This is a genomic window from Limnohabitans sp. Bal53, from assembly GCF_003063355.1.
Lineage (GTDB): Bacteria > Pseudomonadota > Gammaproteobacteria > Burkholderiales > Burkholderiaceae_C > Limnohabitans_A.
In genome coordinates this window covers 173,659-198,750 of record NZ_NESH01000003.1, presented here as the reverse complement: position 1 = coordinate 198,750, position 25,092 = coordinate 173,659, and the positions used below count along the sequence as shown (strand labels likewise).

Here is a 25,092-nt window from a genome sequence, read left to right as displayed (position 1 = left end):
ACCTCTGCTGCTGGGCATACGCATCGTTGGCAGATTCAGACCAGCGGACAGCACCCGTTGCTGACTTAAATTCGCCAGGACAGGTGACTCCACAGCTGAAGCAGCACCAAAGAGGCCACAAAGCCCAACCCTGCGTAAATCAAGGTTTGCAGCAGTCTGTTGGTTCTGCGCTGCTCGACCAGCAACTGCTCTATCTGCCTGGCATCGTTTTGACTCGGTTGTTTCAGGTACTCATGCAGCAAACGTGGCAACTGCGGCAGCAGTTTGGCGTAATGCGGGGCCTGGGCCTTGAGCTCTTCCCAGAGCTTTTTGGGCCCGATTTGCTCCAGCATCCAGGTCTCTAGGAATGGCTTGGCCGTGCTCCACAGGTCCAGTTCAGGGTCCAGGTCGCGGCCCAAGCCTTCGATGTTGAGCAGGGTTTTTTGCAGCAACACCAGTTGTGGCTGAATCTCGACCTGAAAGCGGCGCGAGGTCTGGAACAGGCGCATGAGCACCATGCCCAGCGAGATTTCCTTGAGCGGGCGGTCAAAGTAAGGCTCGCAGACCGCACGGATAGCCGACTCCAGCTCGTCCACCCGCGTTTCTGGCGGCACCCAACCGGACTCGATGTGGAGTTCTGCCACGCGCTTGTAGTCGCGGCGGAAAAACGCTGTGAAGTTTTGCGCCAGGTACTCCTTGTCGTACTCGGTGAGCGTGCCCACGATGCCAAAGTCCAAGGAGATGTAGCGGCCAAAGGTCTCGGGAGCCAGGCTCACCTGGATGTTGCCCGGGTGCATGTCGGCGTGGAAAAAACCGTCGCGAAACACCTGCGTGAAAAACAGCGTCACACCATCGCGGGCCAGCTTGGGAATGTCCACGCCCGCTTCGCGCAAACGGTCAACCTGGCTGATGGGCACGCCGTGCATGCGCTCCATGACGATGACCTCGGGGTGGCAAAAGTCCCAGATCATCTCAGGGATCAACACCAAATCCAGGCCCTGCATGTTGCGGCGCAGCTGTGCGGCGTTGGCCGCTTCGCGCACCAGGTCCAGCTCGTCGTGCAGGTATTTGTCGAACTCGGCAACCACCTCGCGGGGCTTGAGTCGTTTGCCGTCGGCGCTCAGGCTCTCCACCCAACCGGCCATCATGCGCATGAGGCTCAGATCTTTGTCGATCACAGGCAGCATGCCTGGGCGCAACACTTTCACAGCCACTTCACGCACTTCGCCCGATTTGCCGCGCAAAGTGCCAAAGTGAACCTGAGCGATCGAAGCGCTTGCGACCGGTTCGCGCTCAAAGGTTTCAAAGATGTCGTCCACCGGGCGGTTGAACGCCCGCTCGATCGACGCCACCGCGATGGCCGAACTGAAGGGTGGCACCCGGTCTTGCAGTTTGGCCAATTCTTCGGCGATGTCGGGGGCCAGCAGGTCGCGCCGGGTGGACAGCACCTGGCCAAACTTCACAAAGATCGGCCCCAGGCGCTCGAGCGCTTCGCGCAGGCGTACGGCCCGGGGTGAGCGCAAGTCGCGGCCCACCGAGAGGATGCGAGCCAAGAGGCGAATCCAGGGCTTCTGAAAGCTCGAGAGCACCAACTCGTCCAGGCCGTAGCGCAAGACGATGAAGACGATGAAGGCACCGCGCCCGAAACGGCCCCAGCGCATCATGCTGCGCTGCCCGTGCGCAACCCAGTGCCGGGTCGTTGGGCGACAAAACTGCGCAAAGCCGTCATGGCCTGGCGGGCAGCTTGTGCGAGGGTGTGCGCGGGGGCGTCACCGATCAGGCGGGCCAGATCCTCTTCGGCATCCCAGCGCACATGGTCAATCAGCCAATTGACTTCAGCAGCCAGCTGCACATCGCCTTCGATGCGGACCTTGGGCTTGTCCCCTCGGGCCAAGGCCGAAGCGATGGAGACGGGTGAGTCTTCGGTCACCGTCAGACGCAAGTCAAAACCTTCAAAGCGGCCGCGTTCGAGCAGGCCTGCAGGGGTGGGCATCAGTTGAAGTTGCACGCGGTCCCAAACCAGCTCGATGCGTTGGCCTTTTTGGCGTGCCAATCGGGCCATGGCCTCGGGCTCGCTCATCAGCACATGGTTGAGGAACAAAACAAGGCGATTGACCCCCTCATCCACCACCCAAGCCGGAGGCTGGATGTTGGCTGCGAGCCGGTTGACCATGTCGGGTAGCGCCTGAGCGGCCCATGAAAAAGGGGACTGTGTTGCCATAGTCCCCGATTATTCCCGAAAGTGCCAGCCCCCAAGCTTCAGGGCTTTATGGTTCGGGCTTTATGGCCCGGTCTTTATTGCAGTGCTTGCACACCAGCCACCAACCAGCCGCCGCCTTGCTTGGATTTGGTCATGTTCCAGACTTCACGGAATGGGCTGGGGCCAGAAGCCGCGTCTTCACGGATCATGCCGTTGAATTCGACACTGGCCAAGTAAGCATCGGCCTGCTCTTCAATGCCCAGCAGCTGGGCGTCGAGCATGACGACTTCGGTCTTGTTGGGTTGACCGGGGAACTGTGCTTCGCGCTCAGACAGCTGGTTACGGATCTCCACCACCATGGCGTCCGTCATCATGGAACGCAATGCGCTGATGTCCGAGCGGTCCCAAGCGTCTTGCAGGGTCACAAAGTTGCGCTTGGCAGCGGTGACAAAGTTGTCCACGTCAAAACCAGCCGGGATGCCCCAAGTTTGAGAGCCCGTCAGGCCAGAGCCGATGCCTGAGCCGATCATGGAGCCAGTCGAGGCCGACGCAGCCGAGCTATCGAAGCGGGTGTTTTGTCCTTCCCATGGGCGGGCCGATGCATCGTTGCCCACGTTTTGGGGGCTGTACTGTTTGTAGGTGGCGGGGTTTTCTGCCGAGGCACCAGCGCCTTGGTAAGCCAAGCCACCGTTTCCACCCATCTGCGAGGCGCCACCGCGTCGTGCCCGCATGATCATGCCGATGACGGCCAAGACAGCAACGCCGATCAACAAAGCCATCAGGATGTTGCCAAAGGCTTCGCCCAAGCCCAGTGAGCTTGCTAACCAAGCCAGCCCCAAACCTGCGGCCAAACCGCCCAACATGGCACCCCAAGGTTTCTTGGGCGCAGCAGCTGCAGGTGCAGCAGCGGGTTTGGCCGCATTGGTGGGCGCGGCGTTTTGTGCTGGTGCTGCAGGGGTTTGCGGCGCGGCGTCGCGCTTGGTGACCTGGTTTGACTGCTGGCCAAACGACTTGCCACCACCCATGCGGCGTGCGGCCTCGGCGTTCAAGCTGCCCAAGGCCATCACGCCTGCGAGCATCAGTGTCATCAACTTGCTGTTCATGGTGTCTCCAACTCAGGAAATTCAGTTTTCGGGCTTCAACATTTGATACCCATGTGCAAGGCTACCACCCCAGCCGACAAATTGTGAAAATCCACATGGCCAAATCCGGCATTTTTCATAAGGGTTTTCAGGTCTTCTTGCCCGGGGTGCATGCGAATGGATTCGGCCAAATACCGGTAGCTGTCGGCGTCGCCCGCCACCAATTTGCCCAATTGAGGCAGGATCTTGAAGCTGTACCAGTCGTAGGCCTTTTCCAAGGGTTTGGCCACTTTGGAAAACTCCAAAACCAACAATTTCCCGCCCGGCTTGAGCACTCGGCACATTTCCTTCAACGCCACATCCTTGTGCGTCATGTTGCGCAGGCCAAAGGCCACGCTGACCACATTGAAATGGTTGTCGGGAAACGGCAGCTTCTCGGCATCACACACCAAGGTGGGCAAGGCCAGGCCATGGTCAACCAAGCGGTCACGCCCAGTGGACAGCATGGCTTCGTTGATGTCGGTGTGCACCACGCGGCCCATGGCACCCACTTTTTTGGCGAAAGCCATGGACAAGTCACCCGTGCCGCCTGCGATGTCCAGCACCTGATCGCCCTCTTTGAGGTTGGCCACCTGCACGGTGTAAGCCTTCCACACGCGGTGCAAGCCCATGGACATCAGGTCGTTCATCACGTCGTATTTGGACGCGACCGAGTCGAACACGCCACGCACATGCTTGGCTTTCTCGCTCTCGTCGACAGTTTTGAAACCGAAGTGGGTGCTGCTCATGACAACTTTCTCAATGCTTGTGACCGCAGCTGCCGCCCGCAGCGGCTTCGACCATGGGTGCATCGCGGCTCATGCCAGCCGCTGCCAGGCGGTCCTCGTACTGCTGCCACAAGGCGTCTTGCTGGTCACCTAGAAAATACAGGTATTCCCATGTGAAGAGGCCCGACTCGTGGCCATCGGAGAAGGTCGGTTTCACGGCGTAATTGCCCACAGGTTCGATCTCTTGAATTCCCACCTCGCGCTTGCCGGTTTGCAACACTTCTTGGCCGGGGCCGTGACCTTGCACCTCGGCCGAAGGCGAGTACACGCGCATCAGCTCGAACGGGATGCGGAACTGGGCACCGTCAGAAAACCCGATCTCCAGCACCCGGGTCTGACCGTGCAGGGTCAGCGACTCGGGGTGGGGCATGTCTTTTTTCAATCCAGCCATCTTTTGCTTTCGAAATCTTGCTGTCGGGTTGCGCGCTTGGCTTACACCAGCACGCGCTCGATGCCGCCTGCATTGGCCGCACTCACATACTCGGGCATCCATTCTTCACCCAGGATGTGTTTGGCCATCTCGACCACGATGTAGTCGGCTTCGAGCAGGCCGTTTTTCATATCGTCCCCAAAGCGCGACAAACCCTGCAGGCAGCTGGGGCAGCTGGTCAGGATTTTCATGTTGGCCTGGGGTGCCAGCGCACCGCTGCTGCGCAATGCTGCTTCACCTTTGAGCAGCTCTTCTTCCTTGCGAAAGCGCACCTGGGTCGAGATGTCTGGGCGCGTCACGCCCAGCGTGCCCGACTCACCGCAGCAACTCTTGCTTTCCAGCACGTTGTCGCCCATCAAGGCTTTGACGGTCTTCATGGGCTCTTGCTGCTTCATGGGGCTGTGGCAAGGGTCGTGGTACAGATAAGCACCACCCGCATCGAGCTTCATGCCTTTTTCCAGCAGGAACTCGTGGATGTCGATGATGCGGCAGCCCGGGAAGATCTTGTCGAACTGGTAGCCCTGAAGCTGGTCGTAGCATGTGCCGCAGCTCACCACCACGGTCTTGATGTCCAAGTAGTTGAGCGTATTGGCCACGCGGTGGAACAGCACGCGGTTGTCGGTGATGATTTTCTCGGCCTTGTCGAACTGGCCCGAGCCCTTTTGCGGGTAACCGCAGCAAAGGTAGCCCGGTGGCAACACCGTCTGCACGCCCACATGCCAGAGCATGGCCTGAGTGGCCAACCCCACCTGGCTGAACAGACGCTCAGAGCCGCAACCGGGGAAGTAAAACACCGCTTCAGACTCAGAAGTGGTGGCCTTCGGGTTGCGAATGATGGGCACGTAGTCGTTGTCTTCGATGTCCAGCAAAGCCCGCGCGGTTTTCTTGGGCAGGTTGCCCGGCATCTTTTTGTTGATGAAGTGGATCACCTGCTCTTTGATGGGCGCAGTGCCCACCGATGCAGGCGGCGCAATGGTCTGTTTGCGGGCCACACCCTTGAGCAAACCGGCCACAAAACGCTGCGCCTTCATACCCACGCCCACCATGGCCATGCGAGCCAGTTTGATGGTTTCAGGATTGGTGGCGTTGAGCATGAACATGGCGGCAGCGTTGCCGGGACGGAAGCTCTTTTTCCCCATCTTGCGCAGCAGGTTGCGCATGTTCATGGACACATCGCCGAAGTCGATGTTCACCGGGCAAGGCGTCAGGCACTTGTGGCAGACGGTGCAGTGGTCGGCCACGTCTTCGAATTCCTGCCAGTGCTTGATCGAGATGCCGCGGCGGGTTTGCTCTTCGTAGAGGAAAGCCTCAACCAGCAAAGAGGTCGCCAAAATCTTGTTGCGTGGGCTGTAGAGCAAATTGGCACGCGGCACATGGGTGGCGCACACGGGTTTGCACTTGCCGCAGCGCAGGCAGTCCTTGACGCTGGCAGCGATCTCGCCAATGTCCGACTGCTGCATGATCAGCGACTCGTGGCCCATCAGGCCAAAGCTGGGGGTGTAGGCGTGCGTCAGGTCGGCCGCATGCACATCGTCACCCAAGCCGGAGAGTGCCGCGCCGCGCAGCAGCTTGCCCTTGTTGAAGCGGCCTTCGGGATCCACTTTGGCTTTGTAGGCGGTGAAGTTCGCCAACTCCGCGTCGGTCAAAAACTCCAGCTTGGTGATGCCAATGCCGTGTTCACCCGAAATGACGCCGTCCAGGCTGCGCGCCAACACCATGATGCGGGCCACCGCTTCGTGCGCGGTTTGCAGCATCTCGTAGTTGTCAGAGTTGACCGGGATGTTGGTGTGCACATTGCCATCACCCGCATGCATGTGCAGCGCCACCCACACGCGACCCTTGAGCACGCGCTGGTGGATGGCCGAGACCTCGGTCAGGATCGGCAAAAAGGCCGAGCCCGAGAAGATGTTCTGGAAAGCCGGGCGAATTTGTGTCTTCCAGCTGGCGCGCAAACTGTGCTCTTGCAGTTGCGGGAACAGGGCGTCGACATCGTTCAACCAGCCTTGCCATTGCGCCTGCACCTCGCGCACCACGGCCAGGGCTTGCGCCACGCGGTCTTCCAACAACTCGGCCGAAGGGATGTCGCTGGCGTCGTCTTGTTTGCCAAGAGGCAAGTTGCCGCGCTCCAAAAAGGCCTCGATTTCGCGGCACAGCTTGAGCTTGTTGCGCAGGCTCAGCTCGATGTTGATGCGCTCGATGCCGTCGGTGTACTCGGCCATGCGTGGCAGCGGAATGACCACGTCTTCGTTGACTTTGAAGGCGTTGGTGTGGCGCGAGATAGCCGCTGTTTTTTTGCGGTCGTGCCAGAACTTTTTGCGCGCCTCGGGGCTGATGGCGATGAAGCCTTCGCCGCTGCGCGAATTGGCGATGCGCACGATCTCGCTGGTCGCCTTGGCCACATCGTCGGCGTTGTCACCGGCAATGTCACCGATCAGCACCATCTTGGGGAAACCGCCGCGCTTGGACTTGGTGGAATAACCCACTGCGCGCAAATAGCGGTCGTCCAGGTGCTCCAGACCCGCCATCACGGTGCCGGTGCGCTTTTGCTCGGCAAACATGAAGTCTTTGATCTCGACGATGCTGGGCACGGCCTCGCGGGCGTGGCCAAAGAACTCCATGCACACGGTGCGGGTGTGGGTGGGCATGCGGTGCACCACCCAGCGGGCGCTGGTGATCAGGCCGTCGCAGCCTTCTTTTTGCACGCCGGGCAGGCCGCTCAAAAACTTGTCGGTCACGTCCTTGCCCAGGCCTTCTTTGCGGAAGGTTTTGCCGGGGATGACCAGAGTTTCAGTTCGGATCGGGGTTTTGCCGTCGGCCTTGAAGTAACGCAGCTCAAAAGTGGCCACTTCGGCATCGTGGATCTTGCCCATGTTGTGGTCCATGCGCACCACATCCAGCCATTCGGCATCGGGCGTGACCATGCGCCAGCTGGCCAGGTTGTCGAGCGCCGTGCCCCACAACACCGCCTTTTTGCCACCCGCGTTCATGGCGATGTTGCCGCCCACGCAGCTGGCTTCAGCCGAAGTCGGGTCCACCGCAAAGACAAAACCTCCGCGCTCGGCCGCATCGGCCACGCGCTGGGTCACCACACCAGCTTCGGTGTAGATGGTCGGAATTTTGTGCACGATGCCGGGGAGGTCGACCATTTCGACCTCGGTCATGGCTTCGAGCTTTTCGGTGTTGATGACCGCGCTCTTCCAGGTCAGCGGGATTGCGCCACCGGTGTAGCCCGTGCCGCCGCCGCGTGGGACGATGGTCAGGCCCAAGTCGATACAGCCTTTGACCAGCCCGGCCATTTCGGTCTCACTGTCGGGCGTCAACACCACAAACGGGTATTCCACACGCCAGTCGGTCGCGTCGGTCACATGGCTCACGCGCGAGAGACCATCGAACTTGATGTTGTCTTTGGCCGTCAGGCGGCCCAAGGTCTTTTGCACCTGGCTGCGCAGCTTGGCCATGCGGGTGAAGCGCTCGCTGAACTGCGTCACCGCCTGGGTCGCCATGACCAGCAGTTGGCCCACCAATGCGTCGCGGGCGGCGTCCACACCCGGCGTGCGGCGCTTTTGCACCTCGCCCAGGCGATGCTGCAAGGCCTCGACCAGCAATTTACGGCGGGCCGGGTTGTCCAGCAGGTCGTCCTGCAGGTAGGGATTGCGCTCGACCACCCAAATGTCGCCCAACACTTCGTAAAGCATGCGGGCCGATCGACCCGTGCGGCGTTCCTGGCGCAACTGGTTCAGTAGATCCCAAGCCGACTCGCCCAGCAAACGCAGCACGATTTCACGGTCTGAAAAGCTGGTGTAGTTGTAGGGAATCTCTCGCAAACGCGGCGCATCGGCGTCGGCTTGCATCAAAAGTTGGAGCGTGGTGGGAGCATTCATGGAGGGTGCGCGGTCAAATGCGTGGGTAAAAACGCGTTCAGCCAGACCTGGACGGAGGCGTCTAACCGGCTGAGGCGAGATGTTACCGCAGTGCAGCAAACACGCGCCGGGGGTGGGGGCACCTGACGGAACTGACAAATGGTGATTTGTTGCTTGTTTTATGCTGCTACTAATATGCTGATGCAAACATTCCAACACTGGCCCTACCCGCTTTGGATCGCACACCGGGGCGCGGGCAAGCTCGCCCCCGAAAACACCTTGGCCGCCTTTCGCTTGGGTGCGGCGCACGGCTACCGCATGTTTGAATGCGACGCCAAGCTCAGCGCCGACGGCGTGGTGTTCCTGATGCACGACGCCACGCTGGAGCGCACCACCAACGGCCAAGGCATCGGTGGTGACCTGCCTTGGCATGCCCTGTCGCAACTGGACGCGGGCAGTTGGCATTCACGCACTTTTGCGGGCGAGGCCCTGCCCACACTCGAGGCTTTGGTGCGGTTTTGCTTGGCCAACAGCTACTTGTTGAACATCGAGATCAAGCCCACGCCGGGCACCGAGGCCGCCACGGGCGAGGCCGTGGCGCGTCTGGCCGCCCAACTCTGGCAAGGCGCTGCCGTGCCACCGCTCTTGACCTCGTTCAAACCCGAGGCCTTAGCAGCGGCTCAGCAAACAGCCCCCGAATTGCCACGCGGCCTGCTGGTCGACACGCTTTGGACCGGCTGGTTTGAGAAAGCCCAAGAACTCGGCTGCGTGGCCGTGGTGGCCAACTATGCGCTGTGGGACGCGGCCACCGTGGCCCAAGTCCATGGCGCTGGCATGCGGTGCCTGAGCTACACCGTCAACGACGACTGGGCCGCGCAGCACCTGTTGGCTCTGGGTACCGACGGCATCATCACCGACCGGGTGGACCTGTTCAGCCCGGTTTAAAACCAGGGGCCATCTGAAACCAAGGGGCGTGGACCCACTCAAGACGGTCTTGAAGGCGGTCTCTGGGCAGTCTTATTTGGTGGCCCAGCCGCGCTGCATCAACCACTCGGCCGTCGCGGCCACCAGCACCATGGCGATGTAAGTGCTCATCTTGCCGTCCTGGCCGTGCAGCAACAGCCCACCCACCAGCACCGCCAGCCCGCACAGGGCCTGCACCCCCATGCGGCGGCGCAGGCTGGCCCGGCCTGGCCCCACGACCCAGCGCCCGGCCCAAGGCATGAACAGCGCCATGGCCAAAGCAGGCAAGGCAAAATTGAACAGGTGCAAAACCAATTGCCAAAACGTCATGAAGTCTCGCTCCGAGTGGTCCGGGTTGGCCACAAGTGCCCCCAGAGCCTGAAATTGTGCATGCAAAACCACGTCTACTTTCCCTGCTGCGATTGTGTCAAGCAAAGTTGACAGGTCGTGCCTATAATGCCCCTCATGGCTGTATGGACCCTGGGTTTGAACCACACCACTGCACCGCTGGATCTGCGCGGTCGGTTTGCGTTCGCCGTGGACAAACTGGTCCCCACCCTGCAAGGCCTGCGCCGTGACCTGTCCCAACGCATTTCGCAAGAGCCCGAAGCGGCTATTTTGTCGACCTGCAACCGCACCGAAATCTATTGCGCTGCCGACCAGGCCGCCACGAACGATACCCTGCGTTGGCTGGCCCAAACCGGCGGCGTGAGCGCATCCGAGCTGCACGCCCACACCTATTTGCTCGAAGGCAACGAAGCCGCCCGCCATGCCTTCCGTGTGGCCAGCGGGCTGGACTCCATGGTCTTGGGCGAGGCCCAAATTCTGGGTCAGCTCAAAGATGCCGTGCGCGCCGCCGAACAAGCAGGTGCTCTGGGCAGCACTCTGAACCAACTTTTCCAGCGCAGCTTTGCCGTGGCCAAGGAAGTGCGCAGCTCCACCGAAATCGGGGCTCACTCCATCAGCATGGCCGCCGCCTCGGTGCGCTTGGCCAGTCAGCTGTTCGAAAACCTGCAAGACATCCGCATTCTGTTTGTCGGCGCGGGTGAAATGAACGAGTTGGTGGCCACCCACTTTGCAGCCAAGCAGCCCAAAGGCATGGTGATCGCCAACCGCAGCCTGGACCGGGCCGAATTGCTGGCCCACCGCTTTGGGGCCGATGTCATGCCCCTGGCCGACCTGCCCGAGCGCTTGCACGAATTCGATGCCGTCATCAGCTGCACCGCCAGCACCCTGCCCCTGATTGGCTTGGGCGCGGTCGAGCGGGCCCTGAAAAAACGCAAACACCGACCCATGTTCATGGTCGATCTGGCCGTGCCCCGTGACATCGAACCCGAAGTCAAGTCGCTGGAAGACGTCTACCTCTACACCGTGGACGACTTGGCCAGCGTCGTGCAAACCGGCCAGGCCCACCGCCAAGCGGCCGTGGCCGAAGCCGAAGTCATCATCGATGCCGGCGTGCAAAGCTTCATGCATTGGATGGGCCAGCGTGGCACCGTGCCCCTGATCCAGCAACTGCAAAACCAGGCCGACGCATGGCGCGAAGCCGAACTGGCCCGCGCCCGCAAGCTGCTGGCCCGGGGTGATGACCCGATCGCCGTGATGGAAGCCCTGTCCAAGGGCCTGACACAGAAGATGCTGCACGGCGCCTTGGCCGAGCTGCGCGGGGCGGCACCCGAGCACCGCGAGCAGACCATGCAGACGGTGCAGCGCGTTTTCTTGCGCAAAGAGCGTTAGCGGCTGACTTGGCAGGTCGGGGCTTGCGCGCCGACACCTTAGCTGTCCCTGCTGCCTGCCGCGTCTGCCCCGAGTCAGGGCCAGCGCCGCAACCCAAGCCCTAAACCGTTCCCGCCCGCATGAAACCTTTCCTCATCCAACAACTTGAACGCTACGCCCTGCGCCTGACCGAGCTGGACTTTTTGCTGTCACGCGAAGACATCATGGCCGACATGACGCAGTTCCTGAAGCTTTCGCGCGAGCACGCCGAGGTCAGCGCTGTGGCTTCACGTTTTGCCCGCTTTCAGCAGCGCAACGCCGACCTGGCCGCCGCGCAAGACATGCTGGCCGACGAAGACCTGCACGAGATGGCCAAAGAAGAGGCGGCCAGCGCCAGCGCCGAGCTACAAAGTCTGGAGGCTGAGCTGCAACGCATGCTGCTGCCCAAAGACCCGGACGATGCCCGCCCGGCTTTTGTCGAAATCCGCGCCGGCACTGGGGGCGACGAGTCGGCCCTGTTTGCGGGAGACCTGCTGCGCATGTACACCCGCTATGCCGAGAGCCAGAGCTGGAAATGCGAGATCGTCTCGGAATCGGTGAGCGAGCTGGGCGGCTACAAAGAAGTCGTAGTGCGCATCGACGGCAGCTCATCGGGCGATGGCGTGTATGGCGCACTCAAGTTCGAATCCGGCGGTCACCGGGTGCAACGCGTGCCCGCCACCGAAACCCAAGGCCGCATCCACACCAGCGCCTGCACCGTGGCGGTGTTGGCCGAGCCGGACGAGGCCGAAGCCATCAAGATCAATCCGTCGGATTTGCGGATTGACACCTACCGCGCCAGCGGGGCGGGTGGGCAACACATCAACAAAACCGACTCGGCTGTGCGCATCACCCACTTGCCCACCGGCATCGTGGCCGAATGCCAGGACGGCCGCAGCCAGCACAGCAACAAGGCCCAAGCTCTGAAGGTGCTGACGGCCCGAATTCAGGAAAAAGACCGGGCCGAACGCGCCGCCAAAGACGCGGCCGAGCGCAAGAGTCTGATCGGCAGCGGCGACCGCTCGGACCGCATCCGCACCTACAACTTTCCGCAAGGGCGACTGACCGACCACCGCATCAACCTGACTTTGTACAAGCTGCTCACCATCATGGAAGGCGATTTGCAGGACGTGGTGCATGCGCTGCAAAGCTACGAAGCGGCCGAACAGCTGGCCGCGCTGGAAATCGGAGCCACCGCCTGATGCACACCACCCTGGCCGAGTGTCTGCGCCAAGCCCAAGCCAATGGCTTGGCCCGGGTGGACGCGCAGATCTTGCTGCTGCACAGCCTGCAGCGCCCACAACACGACCGCGCCTGGCTGCTGGCCCACGACAGCGACACCTTGATGCCAGCGCAAGCCGCCGCGTGGCAAGACGCGCTGCAGCGCCGCTTGCAAGGTGAGCCCGTCGCTTACATCACCGGGCGCAAAGACTTTTTTGGACTGACGCTGGCCGTGGATGCGCGTGTGCTGGACCCGCGCCCCGATACCGAAACGTTGGTGGAATGGGCTCTGGCGTGTCTGCCTGAATCCGTCCCAGAAACCCGCTCGCCCAGCATTCTGGACTTGGGCACGGGCAGCGGCGCGGTGGCTTTGGCCTTGCAACACGCCCGGCCCGATGCCTCGGTGTGGGCCGTGGACGCGAGCGAAGACGCCCTGGCCGTGGCCCGCGCCAACGCTGCCCGCTTGCAGTTGGGCGTGCAATTCATCGCCAGCGACTGGCTGAACGCGGTGGATGTTCAGCACACGGGCCGTTTTGACCTCATCGTCTCCAACCCACCCTACGTGGCCGAGGGCGACCCGCACTTGGCCGCCCTGATGCACGAGCCCCTGCAGGCCTTGACCAGCGGCCCCGACGGCCTGGACGACATCCGCCAAATCATCGCCCAAGCCCCTGTTTATCTGGCCCCGGGCGGTTGGCTGCTGCTCGAACACGGCTGGGACCAGGCAGCCCCGGTTCAGGCCCTGCTGCGCGAGGCCGGGTTTGAGCAAGTGCAGTCGCGCCGCGATCTGGGTGGCATCGAGCGCTGCACGGGCGCGGCCATGCCGAAGTGACAACAACATCCCTGTGAAAATGGCAGACTTTCAATCAGAGACATAATTCACCCCATTCGACACCGACCCCATTTGGAGCAACACCATGAGCGACACCCAGCAACGCATCGACGAACTCGTCAAAGGCAACGAGATCACCCTGTTCATGAAGGGCAACGCCAGCTTCCCCATGTGCGGCTTTTCCGGCCGTGCCATTCAGATCCTCAAAGCCGTCGGCGTGGACCCCAAGACGGTCAAGACCGTGAACGTGCTGGACGACGCTGAAATCCGCCAGGGCATCAAGGAATACAGCAACTGGCCCACCATTCCCCAGCTCTACGTCAAGGGCGAATTCATCGGCGGCTCGGACATCATGATGGAAATGTACGAATCGGGCGAGTTGCAGCAAGTGATCAACGGCCAAGCCTGATCGACCTGCACCCCAAGCCAACAGCCACCTTCGGGTGGCTTTTTTACGGCTTCAATCCGCCGCATGCACCCACTGCCGCTGCGCCGCCAGCACCGCCTGCGGGTAAACGGCATGCCCCCGGCTGCCGTTGTAGCGGCCCAGGCCCAGAAACAAGTCACCGCGTTCGCGGTCGAGGTAGTGGCGCAGGATCACGCAGCCAAAGCGCAAATTGGTCTGCATGTGAAACAGGCGGCCATCGTCGCCATCGCCAATCAGGCGCGCCCAAAACGGCATCACCTGCATGTAGCCACGCGCTCCGGCACTGGAGATGGCGTATTTGCGAAAACCGCTCTCGACCTGCACGATGCCCAGCACCAAAGACAGCGGCAATCCGGCCCGGCGGGCCTCGTACCAGAGGGTTTGCAGGAATTCTTGCCGTTCAGCGGCGTGTTTTTTGTAACGCGCTAGGCGCTGACTGGCATGGTGAAGCCAATCGTCATAAGTTTTTTGCGCTTGGGCATGGGGCAGTACCGGCTCAGGCGGGGCCGCAGCGACCACTGCTGCGCTCAGCGCGGTGCGCACGGCATGCGACAGAGGTTCTTCGATCTGCGGGCCTGCCCAAACGCCCGCACCCCAGAGACTGGCGCCACACCCGGCAGCCCAATGACGCAGTGCCCGGCGGCGGCTGGGCATGGTCAAAACTGAGGGCATGGCGGGCAGGTCAGACCTGCCGTCAAAATCAGGGATGCCAGACTTTGTGGCCATCAGGCCCCCACTATTCAGGCGGCCAGTCGCGCCCGGATGTGGTCCAGGATGTCGGCTACCGCCACTTTGCTGGATTCGGCATCGCGGCGGTGTTGGTACTCGACCTGACCGTCTTTGAGGCCCTTGTCGCCAATGGTCACGCGGTGCGGCACACCGATCAGCTCCCAGTCGGCAAACATGGCACCGGGGCGCTCGCCGCGGTCGTCCAGGATCACATCGACGCCGTCGGCCAACAAGGCGGCGTAGATGCGCTCGGCTTCAAGCTTGACGGCTTCGCTGCGGTCCATGCCGATGGGGCACACCACCACGGTGAAGGGGGCAATCGCGTCGGGCCAGATGATGCCGCGCTCGTCGTGGTTTTGCTCGATGGCGGCGGCGGGCAGGCGTGTCACGCCAATGCCGTAGCAACCCATTTCCAGAAACTGTGGCTTGCCGGTTTCATCGAGGAAGGTGGCGTTCATGGCCTTGGAGTATTTGGTGCCCAGATAGAACACATGGCCCACTTCGATGCCGCGCTCAATGGCCAGCTCACCCTGGCCGTCGGGCGATTTGTCGCCTGCGACCACGTTGCGGATGTCGGCCACCAAGGCGGGCTCGGGCAGGTCGCGGCCCCAGTTCACACCGGTGATGTGGAAGTCTTCTTCGTTGGCACCACAAATCCAGTCGGCCATCACGGCCACGTCGCGGTCGGCCACCAGGTGCACGGGCTTCTTCAGGTTCAGCGGTCCGAGGTAACCCGGCTTGCAACCGAAGTGGTCTTCGATTTCGCTCAAGGTGGCAAAGCGGAAACCGCCTTCCATACCGGGCAGCTTGCCAACCTTGACTTCGTTCATGTCGTGGTCACCACGCAAGAGCAAAAGCCAGACTTGTGATTTGACGATCTCACCCTGCTCGTTCAGGGTGTCGGTGGCCAGCACAAGCGATTTGACGGTGGTGGACAGGGGCACGTTCAGCAAGGCGGCGACGTCTTCGCAGGTGCTCTTGCCGGGTGTGGCGGTTTTAGTCAGGGCTTGCGAGGCTGCACCGCGTGGCTGGCTCGGGGCCAAGGCCTCGGCTTTTTCGATGTTGGCGGCGTAGTTGCTGGTGGGGCAATACACGATAGCGTCTTCGCCTGTAGCGGCGATCACCTGAAACTCTTCGCTCAAATCGCCACCAATGGCGCCGCTGTCAGCGGCCACTGCGCGGTAGGTCAGGCCAAAGCGGTCAAAGATCTTGCGGTAAGCCCCGGCCATGACTTGGTAGCTGGCCTTGGCGCTGACCACGTCACGGTCAAAGCTGTAGGCGTCTTTCATGATGAACTCGCGGCCACGCATCAGGCCAAAGCGGGGGCGGCGCTCGTCGCGGAACTTGGTCTGGATTTGGTAAAAGTTCTTGGGCAGCTGTTTGTAGCTGCGCACTTCTTGGCGCACCACGTCGGTCACCACTTCTTCGCTGGTCGGCTGGATCACAAAATCACGCCCATGGCGGTCCTTGATGCGCAAAAGTTCGGGGCCCATCTTGTCAAAGCGGCCCGTCTCTTGCCAAAGCTCTGCGGGCTGCACCACGGGCATGGTCATTTCGATGGCCCCTGCGCGGTTCATCTCTTCGCGCACGATGGCCTCGACCTTGCGGATCACGCGCAAGCCCATGGGCATGTAGTTGTAAATGCCTGCGCCCAACTTCTTGATCATGCCGGCACGGGTCATCAGCTTGTGGCTGACGACTTCTGCATCCGCAGGGGCTTCTTTGAGGGTGGAAATCAGGAACTGGGAGGCTTTCATCGCGGCAGACTAAATAGACAAGGGCATCAGGGAAACATCCAAGAGCGAGCACTGGTGCGGCGTGCATAATGGACACAATTTAAAAATTTGAGGTTGATTATGCTTGACCGTGAAGGCTTTAGGCCGAACGTCGGCATCATTCTGCTCAACCAGAGAAACCAGGTTTTCTGGGGCAAGCGCATACGTACCCACAGCTGGCAGTTTCCGCAAGGCGGCATCGACCGGGGCGAAAGTCCTGAACAGGCGATGTTCAGGGAACTGCATGAGGAAGTGGGGCTCCACCCGGAGCATGTGCGCATCGTGGCCCGGACCCGTGACTGGTTGCGCTATGAGGTGCCAGACCGCTTCATCCGCAGGGATGCTCGCGGCTTTTACAAGGGCCAGAAACAAATCTGGTACCTGCTGCAATTGGTCACGCACGACCACCATCTGAACCTGCGCGCCACCGACCACCCTGAGTTCGATGCTTGGCGCTGGAACGATTACTGGGTGCCGCTGGATGTGGTGGTGGAATTCAAACGCGGCGTTTACGAAATGGCGCTGACCGAGTTGTCCCGTTTTTTGCCGCGCCAGGAACGTCAAAACCGCTATTTGCGCGGAGGCAGCCGCGGTCCGCGCGATCAAGTCATGGACCACGACCACGGCCACGTCGAGATGCAGCCTCCTTTGCACATGGAATTGCCCCCTGGGGCCAGCTTCGACCCGAACCCGCAAGGGTGACCCACCCTGCGGCGCCTGGCCTCTGGGGCCTTGGGCTTCAGCGGCTCAGGATCAGGTTGTCTCGGTGCACCATCTCGGGCTCGGCGGTGTAGCCCAGCAAAGCCTCGTAGTCGTGCGAGGGCTTGCGGCACAGCAAACGGGCCTCGGCGCTGGCGTAATTGGCGAGACCCCGGGCGATTTCTGCGCCTTGTTCATCTCGAATGGCAATCACATCGCCGCGTGAAAAATCACCCGCCACACCCGTCATGCCTATGGGCAGCAGGCTCTTGCCTTCTGTCAGCACTTTGTGGGCGGCCCCCGCATCGACCGTGACCGAGCCCCGCAGTTGCAGGTGGTCAGCCATCCATTGCTTACGGGCTTGCTGTTTGGCGGTCTGGGCCACCAGCAAAGTGCCCATGTTGTCGCCTTGACTCAGGCGCAGCAGCGCATCGGGTTCGCGACCCCAGGCGATCACGGTGGACGCGCCCGAACCCGCGGCCCGCTTGGCCGCCAGTATCTTGGTGATCATGCCGCCCTTGCCAATGCTGGAGCCCGCACCACCCGCCATGACCTCCAAGGCCGGGTCACCGGCACGGGCTTCGTCGACAAAAGTGGCTGAGGCGTCTTTGCGGGGGTCGGCGGTGTACAGGCCTTTTTGATCGGTCAGGATGACCAGCAAGTCGGCTTCGATCAGGTTGGCCACCAAAGCACCCAAAGTGTCGTTGTCGCCAAACTTGATCTCGTCGTTGACCACCGTGTCGTTTTCGTTGATCACGGGCAGCACGCGGTGCTGCAGCAAAGTGAGCAAGGTCGAGCGAGCATTGAGGTAACGCTCGCGGTCGGCCAAGTCAGCGTGCGTGAGCAGCACCTGCGCGCTGCCCATGCCGTTCTCACGCAATTTGGTCTCGTACATCTGCGCCAGGCCCATCTGACCCACCGCAGCGGCCGCTTGCAGCGCAGGCACTTCGCTCGGGCGAGTGGTCCAGCCCAAGCGCTTCATGCCTTCGGCAATGGCCCCACTGGAGACCATGACCACCTCTTTACCCTGGGCGCTGAGCAGGGCCATTTGGCGGCACCATTCGCCAATCGCGCCTTCGTCCAAGCCCCGGCCTTCGTCGGTCACCAGGCTGGAGCCGACTTTGACGACGATGCGGCGCGCATCACGCAGCAGAGTGGAAACGGCGGCTGAGGTCATGCTGAAATATTGGCTTCTGGTTGGAACAGCGCTCAAAAGGGCGCGAGGTTGACGGTGTCAGTCGCCATCCGAAGGCAAAGGCTTGAAGCGCGGATCATCGGCATCGGGCTCTTGCGGCTTGTCCTGCTCTTTGAAGCGGGGGTCAATGTCCACCACACCTTGCTCGATGATTTGCTGCGCGCGAATATGCTTGTAAATCTCTTTGATCAGCGGCTCACAGCCTTCTCGCGTCAGGGCCGAGATCTGGAAAACCGGACCTTTGTAGCGCATGCGCTTGATGAAGTCCTTGACGCGGGCTTCGCGCTCATCGGCGGGCACCATGTCCAGCTTGTTGAGGACCAGCCAGCGCGGCTTGTTGTGAAGACCGGGATCGTATTTTTTGAGCTCGGCCACGATGGCCTTGGCTTGCTGCACCGGGTCGACGTTCTCGTCAAAGGGTGCAAAGTCGACCACATGCAAGAGCAAACGCGTGCGCTGCAAGTGGCGCAAAAACAAATGGCCCAGACCCGCACCTTCAGAGGCGCCCTCGATCAGCCCCGGCACGTCGGCCACCACAAAGCTTTGCTCAGGGCCCACGCGGACCACGCCCAGGTTGGGGTGCAAGGTGGTGAAGGGGTAATCGGCGATTTTGGGGCGGGCGTTTGAGACGGCCGCGATGAAAGTGGACTTGCCCGCGTTGGGCATGCCCAGCAGCCCCACGTCGGCCAACACCTTCAACTCGAGCTTGAGCTCTTTCTTCTCACCGAGCCAACCCGGTGTTTTCTGGCGCGGGGCGCGGTTGATCGCGCTCTTGAAACGCATATTGCCAAAACCACCGTCACCGCCCTTGGCGATCATGATGGTTTCACCCGGCACCAGCAATTCATACAGCACTTCGCCGGTTTCGGCGTCAGTGATGATGGTGCCTACCGGCATTTTGAGGGTGACGTCATCACCTGCGGCGCCGAACATGTCAGAACCCATGCCGTGCTGACCGCGCTTGGCCTCGTGGCGCCGTGAGTAGCGGTAGTCGACCAGGGTATTCAGGTTGATGTCGGCATAGGCGAACACATGTCCGCCGCGTCCGCCATCTCCCCCGTTGGGGCCGCCGAACTCTTTGTACTTTTCGTGGCGGAACGAGACGCAGCCGTTCCCGCCGTCACCTGCGGCGATGTCAATATAGGCTTCGTCTACGAACTTCATGAGGTGTCCAGTTTAGCGGTGGGCCCGCCGTCAAAAGGTCAGCGGGCCAGAATGCGAAAAGCCCCGTCTTGCGGGGCTCCTCTGCGCCATGGGCGGGACGGGCTTAAACAGCCGGCGTCACGTTGACCATGTGCTTGCTCAGTTCGCCTTTGGTGGAGAACGACACGTGGCCGTCAACCAGGGCAAACAAAGTGTGGTCCTTGCCGATGCCGACATTGTTGCCAGCATGGAACTTGGTGCCACGTTGACGAACGATGATCGAGCCTGCGCTGATCAGTTCACCACCGAAAGCCTTGACGCCGAGCATTTTTGGCTTGGAATCACGACCGTTGCGCGTAGAGCCGCCGCCTTTTTTCTGTGCCATGACCTATTCTCCTCAGGCAGCGATCGCGCCGATTTGCAGTTCGGTGAACTGCTGACGGTGACCCTGACGTTTCTGATAGTGCTTGCGACGGCGCATCTTGAAGATGTGCACTTTGTCGTGCTTGCCATGAGCCAACACTGTGGCTGTGACTGTGGCGCCGGACACCAGGGGCGTGCCGATCTTCAGGTCTGCGCCGTTGCCGACTGCGAGAACTTGATCAATCACGATTTCCTGGCCAACGTCCGCAGCAATCTGTTCTACTTTAATTTTTTCGCCAGCGACAACACGATACTGTTTGCCACCGGTTTTTATGACCGCGTACATATTAGACCTCTTGAATGGAAGTTTCCAAGGGCTGATCCCCAAGGAACCGACGATTCTAGCACGGCTATCCTTCATACGGCAAATCCATCGCATTCGCCTAACAGCCACCTGCAGGGGTCAGGATACGGCAGGTCTCTATAATTGGGCGGCGCACGTGATGCGCTGCTTGTCCCAATTGCCTCGGCTCTACCGAGCCTCCCAGCCGGATCCTCCATTTGTCTGCCTCAGAAAACAGCACCGCCGCAGTTCTTGAATTGGTGGCCCCGGACATGGCCCAGGTCGACCATGTCATCGCCCAGCGGCTCGATTCGGGAGTGCCTTTGGTCGCAGAGGTGGCCCGCTACATCATCTCAGCCGGAGGCAAGCGGCTGCGCCCGGTTTTGCTGCTGCTCACTTGTGGCGCCTTGGGCTACACCGGAGCGCAGCGCCACAACTTGGCGGCCGTGGTCGAATTCATCCATACCGCCACTTTGCTGCACGATGACGTGGTCGACGAGTCCACATTGAGGCGCGGCAGACCTACCGCCAACGAAAGCTTTGGCAACCCGGCCAGCGTGCTGGTGGGTGATTTTTTGTATTCCCGCGCCTTCCAGATGATGGTGGACGCGGGCAGCATGCGCGTCATGCAAACCTTGGCCGATGCCACCAACGTGATCGCCGAAGGCGAGGTGCTGCAACTGATGAACATGCACGATGCCTCGCTGGATGAAGAAGGCTATTTGCGTGTCATTCGCTCCAAAACGGCCAAACTGTTTGAAGCCAGCGCCCGCCTGGGTCCGATTTTGGCGGGCAGTCCACCCGAAATCGAGACCGCTTGCGCCCATTACGGCCAATCCTTGGGCACCGCATTCCAAGTGATCGACGATGTGCTGGACTATGACGGCAACAGTGCTGAGATGGGCAAAAACTTGGGCGATGACCTGCGTGAAGGCAAAGCCACCTTGCCGCTGATTTTGGCCATGCAGCGCGGCAATGCAGAACAAAGCCGCACCGTGCGTGAAGCCATTGAAACCGGCAGCGTGGACCGCCTGAACGACATCGTGGCCATCGTGCGCGGCACCGGGGCCTTGGCCGCCACCCGCAGCGCCGCAGCAGCAGAAGCTCAACGCGCTATCGACGCGGCCATGCAACTGCCCGACAACGCATACCGCACGGCCATGGTGGCGCTGGCCACACAGCTGCTGGACCGACGCACCTGAATCGGTTGAGGCGGGCAGTCCTTCGACGGCCCCTGCAGTTCAAATGCGATCTGCCGCCTGATTCGCAGGGTCAATGTGAGACCTGCCCCTTTAGCCGCCCCTTGACGGCTGGCGTGATTTACAAATTCAGGTCAAAACGCCATGATGTGAGCGCTTAATTGTTCACTTCAGGGATTGCCATGCAAACCACAGTACAGTCCAAAAGCCTTTCGCCAAACGCCGACGATGCCCCGGTGGTGGCCTATGTGCAACAACTGCTGGAGCAAGCGGTGGCGCTCAAAGCTTCGGATTTGCACTTTGAGCCTTACGAACACCAATACCGTGTGCGCATGCGCATCGATGGAGAGCTGCGCGAAGTGGCCTCCCCGCACATGGCCCTCAAGGACCGCTTGGCATCGCGCATCAAAGTGATGTCGCGCCTGGACATCGCCGAAAAGCGCTTGCCGCAAGACGGGCGCATGAAGCTGCCCTTGGCCCAAGGTCGGGAGCTGGACTTGCGTGTCAGCACCTTGCCCACCTTGTTTGGGGAAAAGCTGGTGATCCGTGTGTTGGACTCGGCGCAGGCCCAATTGGACCTGGGCCGCTTGGGCTACGAGCCCGAAGATTTGGAGCGCTTGCTTGCGGCGATCCGTGCACCTCACGGCCTGGTGCTGGTGACGGGCCCCACCGGCTCGGGCAAGACGCAATCCCTTTACGCCTGCCTGAACCTGCTCAACACACCTGAGGTGAACATCGCCACGGTGGAGGACCCTTGCGAAATTCAGCTCAAGGGCATCAACCAGGTCAATGTCCAGGACAAACCAGGCCTGAGCTTTGCTGTGGCCTTGCGGGCCTTTTTGCGCCAGGACCCAGACATTTTGATGGTGGGCGAAGTGCGCGATCTGGAAACCGCCAACATCGCCATTCAGGCCGCACAAACCGGGCACCTGGTGCTCTCGACCTTGCACACCAACGATGCCCCAGCCACCTTGGTGCGCTTGCGCAACATGGGCACGGCGCCTTACAACATCGCGGCCAGTGTGAGCCTGATCACGGCGCAACGCCTGGTGCGCTGCCTGTGCCCGCACTGCAAGCGCGCGGCCCGCGTGCCCGCCGACATATGGCTCAAAGCGGGGTGGCCCCCAACTATGGACCTTGCAGATCCCGTGCCCGTATTCGAGCCTGTGGGCTGCCCACAATGCCACAAAGGCTTTGCTGGGCGGACCGGGATTTTCCAGGTCATGCCCGTGAGCGCCCAGATGCAGCAACTGGTCTTGCAAGAAGCGGGGATTCAGGAGATCGCGCGCCAAGCTCGTAACGAAGGGGTCAGCAGCTTGCGCATGGCCGGCTTGCGCAAAGTGCTGCAGGGCACCACCTCGCTGGACGAGGTGCTGGCCGCCACACGGGAAAGCACATGAGCGCCCAGCCGCCTGCCCGTGCCACCGCCCAGTTCCGTTGGCGCGGCCGAGACCGTCAGGGACAGGCACAAAGCGGGCACATTCAGGCCCTGAATGCCGATCTGGCCCGAGTGCAACTGCGCAGGCAAGGGCTCCAACAAGTGCAGCTTCAGCGCCTGTGGTGGTCGCCGCCAGACACCGTGAAAGCCAAAGACCTGGCCATCATGACGCGTCAATGGGCAGCCATGCTGCGCGCTGGTGTGCCGGTCGTGCAAGCCTTGAGCATGCTGTGTCGCAGCATGAGCGCCAAAGGCCTGGTGGCCGTGATGCAACAGGTGCACAGCGATGTGGAAGCCGGTCTGGCTTTGCACGACGCTTTGGCCAAACACCCGAAACATTTCAGCGGCCTTTATGTGCACATGGTTCAAGCAGGCGAAGCCGCCGGGATTCTCGACACGATGATGGAGCGGCTGTCTTTCACGCTCGAGAAAAACGAGGCCATGCGCTCCAAAATCCGCTCGGCCTTGATGTACCCCATCGCCGTGATGGCGGTGGCCTTGGGCATTTTGGTGCTGATCCTGGTGTTGGTGGTGCCGGTTTTCCAGGACGTGTTCCAGTCCTTTGGAGCCGAATTGCCCCTGGCCACGCAAGTGGTGGTGGGCATGAGCGATGCGCTGGTACGGGCCTGGCCAGTGGCCCTGCCCTTGGCCTTGTTGATGTTTTGGGCTGCGCAGCAAAGCACACCGGCAGCCAGCCGGATGCGGCAATGGCTGGCACAGTGGTGGTTGCGCTGGCCGGTGCTCGGGCCGCTCTTGACCACGGCCGTGGTGGCGCGTTGGGCACAGACCCTGTCGGCCTTGCTGGCTGCAGGTGTCCCCTTACCCGAAGCCCTTGGGCCGACCGCCCAGGCGTGCGATCATCCTGTCTATGCACTCACCACCACACACATTCAGCGTCAGGTAATTCAAGGCAGCAGTTTGAGTGAGGCCATGTTCCGAAGTGGTCACTTCCCGGCGATGATCGTGCAACTGTGCGCTACGGGCGAGGAAACAGGGGCCTTGGATGGATTGCTGGGCCGGGCGGGCAGCCTGATGGAAAGTGCACTTGATGACCAGGTCAATGGCCTGAGCAGTTTGCTGGAGCCGCTGATCATTGTGGTGCTCGGCGGCTTCATAGGGGCCATCTTGGTGGCCATGTATTTACCGATTTTCAGTTTGGGGCAAGTTTTCTGACATGAACGACAGCGTATTGGCACTCGGTCTGGCGGCATTGCTCGGCCTGATGATCGGCAGTTTTCTGAACGTGGTGATCTACCGCCTGCCGCTCATACTGCAAGCACAGTGGGACGCCCCATTGGAAGATGTAAAGACCAGCGCCCCCGCCTTCAATCTGGCAGTGCCTCGCTCGCACTGCCCCCACTGCCAGCACCCCTTAGGTTGGCACGAGAACATCCCTGTGATGAGCTTCATCCGATTGCGCGGGCGATGCGCCCATTGCCATACCCCGATTGGCTGGCGCTATCCGGCCATTGAGCTGACCACTGCAGGTCTGTTCATGTGGGCCGCGGCCGAGCACGGTTTGGGTATTCAGGCGCTCGTTTGGGCGGGGTTTGCCGCCGCCTTGGTGGCGCTGGCCGCCATTGACGCGGACACACGATTGCTGCCCGACGCCATCACCCAACCCCTGGTGTGGGCGGGTTTGCTGGCCGCCAGCCTGGAGCTGACGGGCATTGACCTGAACAAAGCCCTCTGGGGCGCCGCGGGTGGCTACCTGTTTTTGTGGATGGTGTACTGGTTGTTCAAAGCCGTAACCGGCAAAGAAGGCATGGGCCAGGGGGACTTCAAGCTCCTGGCTGCTTTAGGGGCTTGGCTGGGCTGGCCCGCGCTGCTGTCCTTGGTCATGATCGCGTCTATTTCAGGGGTGATCGGTGGCGTTTGGCTCAAGCTAAGAGGTCAATTGGACGACAATGGCCAACTGGCTTTTGGGCCTTTTTTGGTGTTGGCGGGTTTGTGGGTCATGGCTTTTGGCCCCCTGCCCTGGTTTTTGATCTGATCGTCCATGACACAACGCACTTGGCGCATTGGCCTGACCGGCGGCATTGGCAGCGGCAAAAGCACAGTGGCGGGCTTTTTGGCCCGACGCGGTGCCGCCATCATCGATGCCGATGCGATCTCTCGCAGCCTCACAACCCCGGGCGGGCGGGCTATGGCGGCCATTGCCAGCACCTTCGGTGAGTCCATGATCAGCCCAGACGGCGCCATGAACCGCCAGGCCATGCGCGAGCGCATCTTCCAAGACCCGCAAGCCAAGCGCCAACTCGAACACATCATCCACCCCTTGGTCAGTCAGGTCACGGCCGAACAGGCGCAAGCAGCCCTGAAAACGGGTCATCGTGTGCTGGTTTTTGATGTGCCCTTGCTGGTGGAGTCAGGTGAGCGTTGGCGCAAACAGGTAGACCGGGTGATCGTGGTGGACTGCGACGTGTCAACCCAAAAGCAAAGGGTCATGGCCCGCAGCGGTCTGAATGCCGAAGAGGTCGAACGCATCGTGGCACAACAGGCCTCACGCGCCCAACGCCTGGCCTGTGCCGACCTGGTGGTGTTCAATCAAGACCTCAGTTTTGATGGTTTGGATTCGCTCATTGGCCAAGTGGCCGCTGACTTCGGGCTATGATCGGGGCATTGGAAAATG

Annotated in this window: 23 protein-coding genes and 1 pseudogene; 11 read left to right on the top strand and 13 right to left on the bottom strand. The window is 61.3% G+C overall.

Annotation, left to right across the window (positions count from 1 at the left end; genetic code table 11):
- Positions 1-65: 65 nt before the first annotated feature.
- From ubiB to B9Z50_RS10500, 6 genes are all read right to left on the bottom strand, one after another.
- Positions 66-1,643, bottom strand: coding sequence for a ubiquinone biosynthesis regulatory protein kinase UbiB (gene ubiB, locus B9Z50_RS10525; protein WP_370463072.1), 1,578 nt, complete (start codon positions 1,641-1,643; stop codon positions 66-68).
- Entirely contained in the window at positions 1,640-2,200 is a 561-nt protein-coding gene (locus B9Z50_RS10520; protein WP_108364085.1) for a hypothetical protein, read from the bottom strand. The genes ubiB and B9Z50_RS10520 overlap by 4 nt, the downstream gene beginning before the upstream one ends.
- A gap of 74 nt (positions 2,201-2,274) precedes the next feature.
- Positions 2,275-3,282, bottom strand: a complete 1,008-nt coding sequence (locus B9Z50_RS10515; protein WP_108364083.1) for a Tim44 domain-containing protein — start codon at positions 3,280-3,282, stop codon at positions 2,275-2,277.
- Between the two features lie 35 nt (positions 3,283-3,317).
- Positions 3,318-4,049, bottom strand: a complete 732-nt coding sequence (ubiE, locus tag B9Z50_RS10510) for a bifunctional demethylmenaquinone methyltransferase/2-methoxy-6-polyprenyl-1,4-benzoquinol methylase UbiE (protein ID WP_108364081.1) — start codon at positions 4,047-4,049, stop codon at positions 3,318-3,320.
- A gap of 10 nt (positions 4,050-4,059) precedes the next feature.
- Positions 4,060-4,479: a gamma-butyrobetaine hydroxylase-like domain-containing protein gene (locus B9Z50_RS10505; protein ID WP_108364079.1), complete on the bottom strand. Its 420-nt coding sequence runs from the start codon at positions 4,477-4,479 to the stop codon at positions 4,060-4,062.
- Between the two features lie 41 nt (positions 4,480-4,520).
- Positions 4,521-8,399, bottom strand: coding sequence for a DUF3683 domain-containing protein (locus B9Z50_RS10500; RefSeq protein WP_108364077.1), 3,879 nt, complete (start codon positions 8,397-8,399; stop codon positions 4,521-4,523).
- Between the two features lie 180 nt (positions 8,400-8,579).
- On the opposite strand from B9Z50_RS10500, the gene ugpQ reads away from it, so the two are divergent.
- Complete coding sequence (gene ugpQ / locus B9Z50_RS10495) at positions 8,580-9,323, top strand: glycerophosphodiester phosphodiesterase (RefSeq protein ID WP_370463071.1); 744 nt, start codon at positions 8,580-8,582, stop codon at positions 9,321-9,323.
- Between the two features lie 72 nt (positions 9,324-9,395).
- Here the strand turns inward: ugpQ and B9Z50_RS10490 are convergent, their stop codons facing one another.
- Positions 9,396-9,671, bottom strand: coding sequence for a hypothetical protein (locus B9Z50_RS10490; RefSeq protein WP_108364386.1), 276 nt, complete (start codon positions 9,669-9,671; stop codon positions 9,396-9,398).
- 135 nt (positions 9,672-9,806) lie between these two features.
- Between B9Z50_RS10490 and hemA the strand changes: the two genes are divergently transcribed.
- The 4 genes from hemA to grxD all read left to right on the top strand — a co-directional run bounded on the left by hemA (position 9,807) and on the right by grxD (position 13,558).
- Positions 9,807-11,078, top strand: a complete 1,272-nt coding sequence (hemA, locus tag B9Z50_RS10485; protein ID WP_062408096.1) for a glutamyl-tRNA reductase — start codon at positions 9,807-9,809, stop codon at positions 11,076-11,078.
- A 119-nt stretch (positions 11,079-11,197) separates the two neighbouring features.
- Entirely contained in the window at positions 11,198-12,298 is a 1,101-nt protein-coding gene (prfA, locus tag B9Z50_RS10480) for a peptide chain release factor 1 (RefSeq protein ID WP_108364072.1), read from the top strand.
- Positions 12,298-13,149, top strand: coding sequence for a peptide chain release factor N(5)-glutamine methyltransferase (gene prmC, locus B9Z50_RS10475; RefSeq protein WP_199221724.1), 852 nt, complete (start codon positions 12,298-12,300; stop codon positions 13,147-13,149). Before prfA ends, prmC begins: the two co-directional genes overlap by 1 nt.
- A gap of 85 nt (positions 13,150-13,234) precedes the next feature.
- Positions 13,235-13,558 (top strand): Grx4 family monothiol glutaredoxin, encoded by a 324-nt coding sequence (grxD, locus tag B9Z50_RS10470; RefSeq protein ID WP_108364070.1) that lies wholly within the window; start codon positions 13,235-13,237, stop codon positions 13,556-13,558.
- Positions 13,559-13,609: 51 nt separating this feature from the next.
- On the opposite strand, the gene B9Z50_RS10465 is transcribed toward grxD, so the two are convergent.
- Positions 13,610-14,230, bottom strand: a complete 621-nt coding sequence (locus B9Z50_RS10465; protein WP_370463078.1) for a lytic transglycosylase domain-containing protein — start codon at positions 14,228-14,230, stop codon at positions 13,610-13,612.
- 86 nt (positions 14,231-14,316) lie between these two features.
- On the bottom strand, positions 14,317-16,062 hold the full coding sequence (locus B9Z50_RS10460) for a proline--tRNA ligase (protein WP_108364068.1): 1,746 nt from the start codon (positions 16,060-16,062) through the stop codon (positions 14,317-14,319).
- Positions 16,063-16,161: 99 nt separating this feature from the next.
- Here B9Z50_RS10460 and B9Z50_RS10455 point away from each other — a divergent pair, with 99 nt between their 5' ends.
- Positions 16,162-16,782, top strand: coding sequence for an RNA pyrophosphohydrolase (locus tag B9Z50_RS10455; RefSeq protein ID WP_108364066.1), 621 nt, complete (start codon positions 16,162-16,164; stop codon positions 16,780-16,782).
- A gap of 37 nt (positions 16,783-16,819) precedes the next feature.
- On the opposite strand, the gene proB is transcribed toward B9Z50_RS10455, so the two are convergent.
- The 4 genes from proB to rplU all read right to left on the bottom strand — a co-directional run bounded on the left by proB (position 16,820) and on the right by rplU (position 19,826).
- Positions 16,820-17,956, bottom strand: coding sequence for a glutamate 5-kinase (gene proB / locus B9Z50_RS10450; protein WP_108364064.1), 1,137 nt, complete (start codon positions 17,954-17,956; stop codon positions 16,820-16,822).
- A 57-nt stretch (positions 17,957-18,013) separates the two neighbouring features.
- Positions 18,014-19,138: an Obg family GTPase CgtA gene (cgtA, locus tag B9Z50_RS10445; protein WP_108364062.1), complete on the bottom strand. Its 1,125-nt coding sequence runs from the start codon at positions 19,136-19,138 to the stop codon at positions 18,014-18,016.
- A gap of 103 nt (positions 19,139-19,241) precedes the next feature.
- Positions 19,242-19,502: a 50S ribosomal protein L27 gene (gene rpmA / locus B9Z50_RS10440; protein ID WP_019430604.1), complete on the bottom strand. Its 261-nt coding sequence runs from the start codon at positions 19,500-19,502 to the stop codon at positions 19,242-19,244.
- Positions 19,503-19,514: 12 nt separating this feature from the next.
- Entirely contained in the window at positions 19,515-19,826 is a 312-nt protein-coding gene (rplU, locus tag B9Z50_RS10435; protein WP_108364060.1) for a 50S ribosomal protein L21, read from the bottom strand.
- 215 nt (positions 19,827-20,041) lie between these two features.
- Here rplU and B9Z50_RS10430 point away from each other — a divergent pair, with 215 nt between their 5' ends.
- The 5 genes and pseudogenes from B9Z50_RS10430 to coaE all read left to right on the top strand — a co-directional run bounded on the left by B9Z50_RS10430 (position 20,042) and on the right by coaE (position 25,074).
- Positions 20,042-21,025 carry a polyprenyl synthetase family protein gene (locus B9Z50_RS10430; RefSeq protein WP_108364058.1) on the top strand — a complete coding sequence of 328 codons (984 nt, stop codon included), beginning with the start codon at positions 20,042-20,044 and terminating at the stop codon, positions 21,023-21,025.
- Between the two features lie 194 nt (positions 21,026-21,219).
- A pseudogene (locus B9Z50_RS10425) lies at positions 21,220-22,422 on the top strand (GspE/PulE family protein); the annotation flags it as partial.
- The gene (locus B9Z50_RS10420) at positions 22,419-23,633 is read left to right on the top strand and encodes a type II secretion system F family protein (RefSeq protein WP_108364054.1); all 1,215 of its coding nucleotides are present in this window, start codon (positions 22,419-22,421) and stop codon (positions 23,631-23,633) included. The pseudogene B9Z50_RS10425 and the gene B9Z50_RS10420, both read left to right, overlap by 4 nt.
- A gap of 1 nt (position 23,634) precedes the next feature.
- The gene (locus B9Z50_RS10415; RefSeq protein ID WP_108364052.1) at positions 23,635-24,453 is read left to right on the top strand and encodes an A24 family peptidase; all 819 of its coding nucleotides are present in this window, start codon (positions 23,635-23,637) and stop codon (positions 24,451-24,453) included.
- Positions 24,454-24,459: 6 nt separating this feature from the next.
- Positions 24,460-25,074, top strand: a complete 615-nt coding sequence (gene coaE, locus B9Z50_RS10410) for a dephospho-CoA kinase (protein WP_108364050.1) — start codon at positions 24,460-24,462, stop codon at positions 25,072-25,074.
- Positions 25,075-25,092 lie beyond the last annotated feature (18 nt).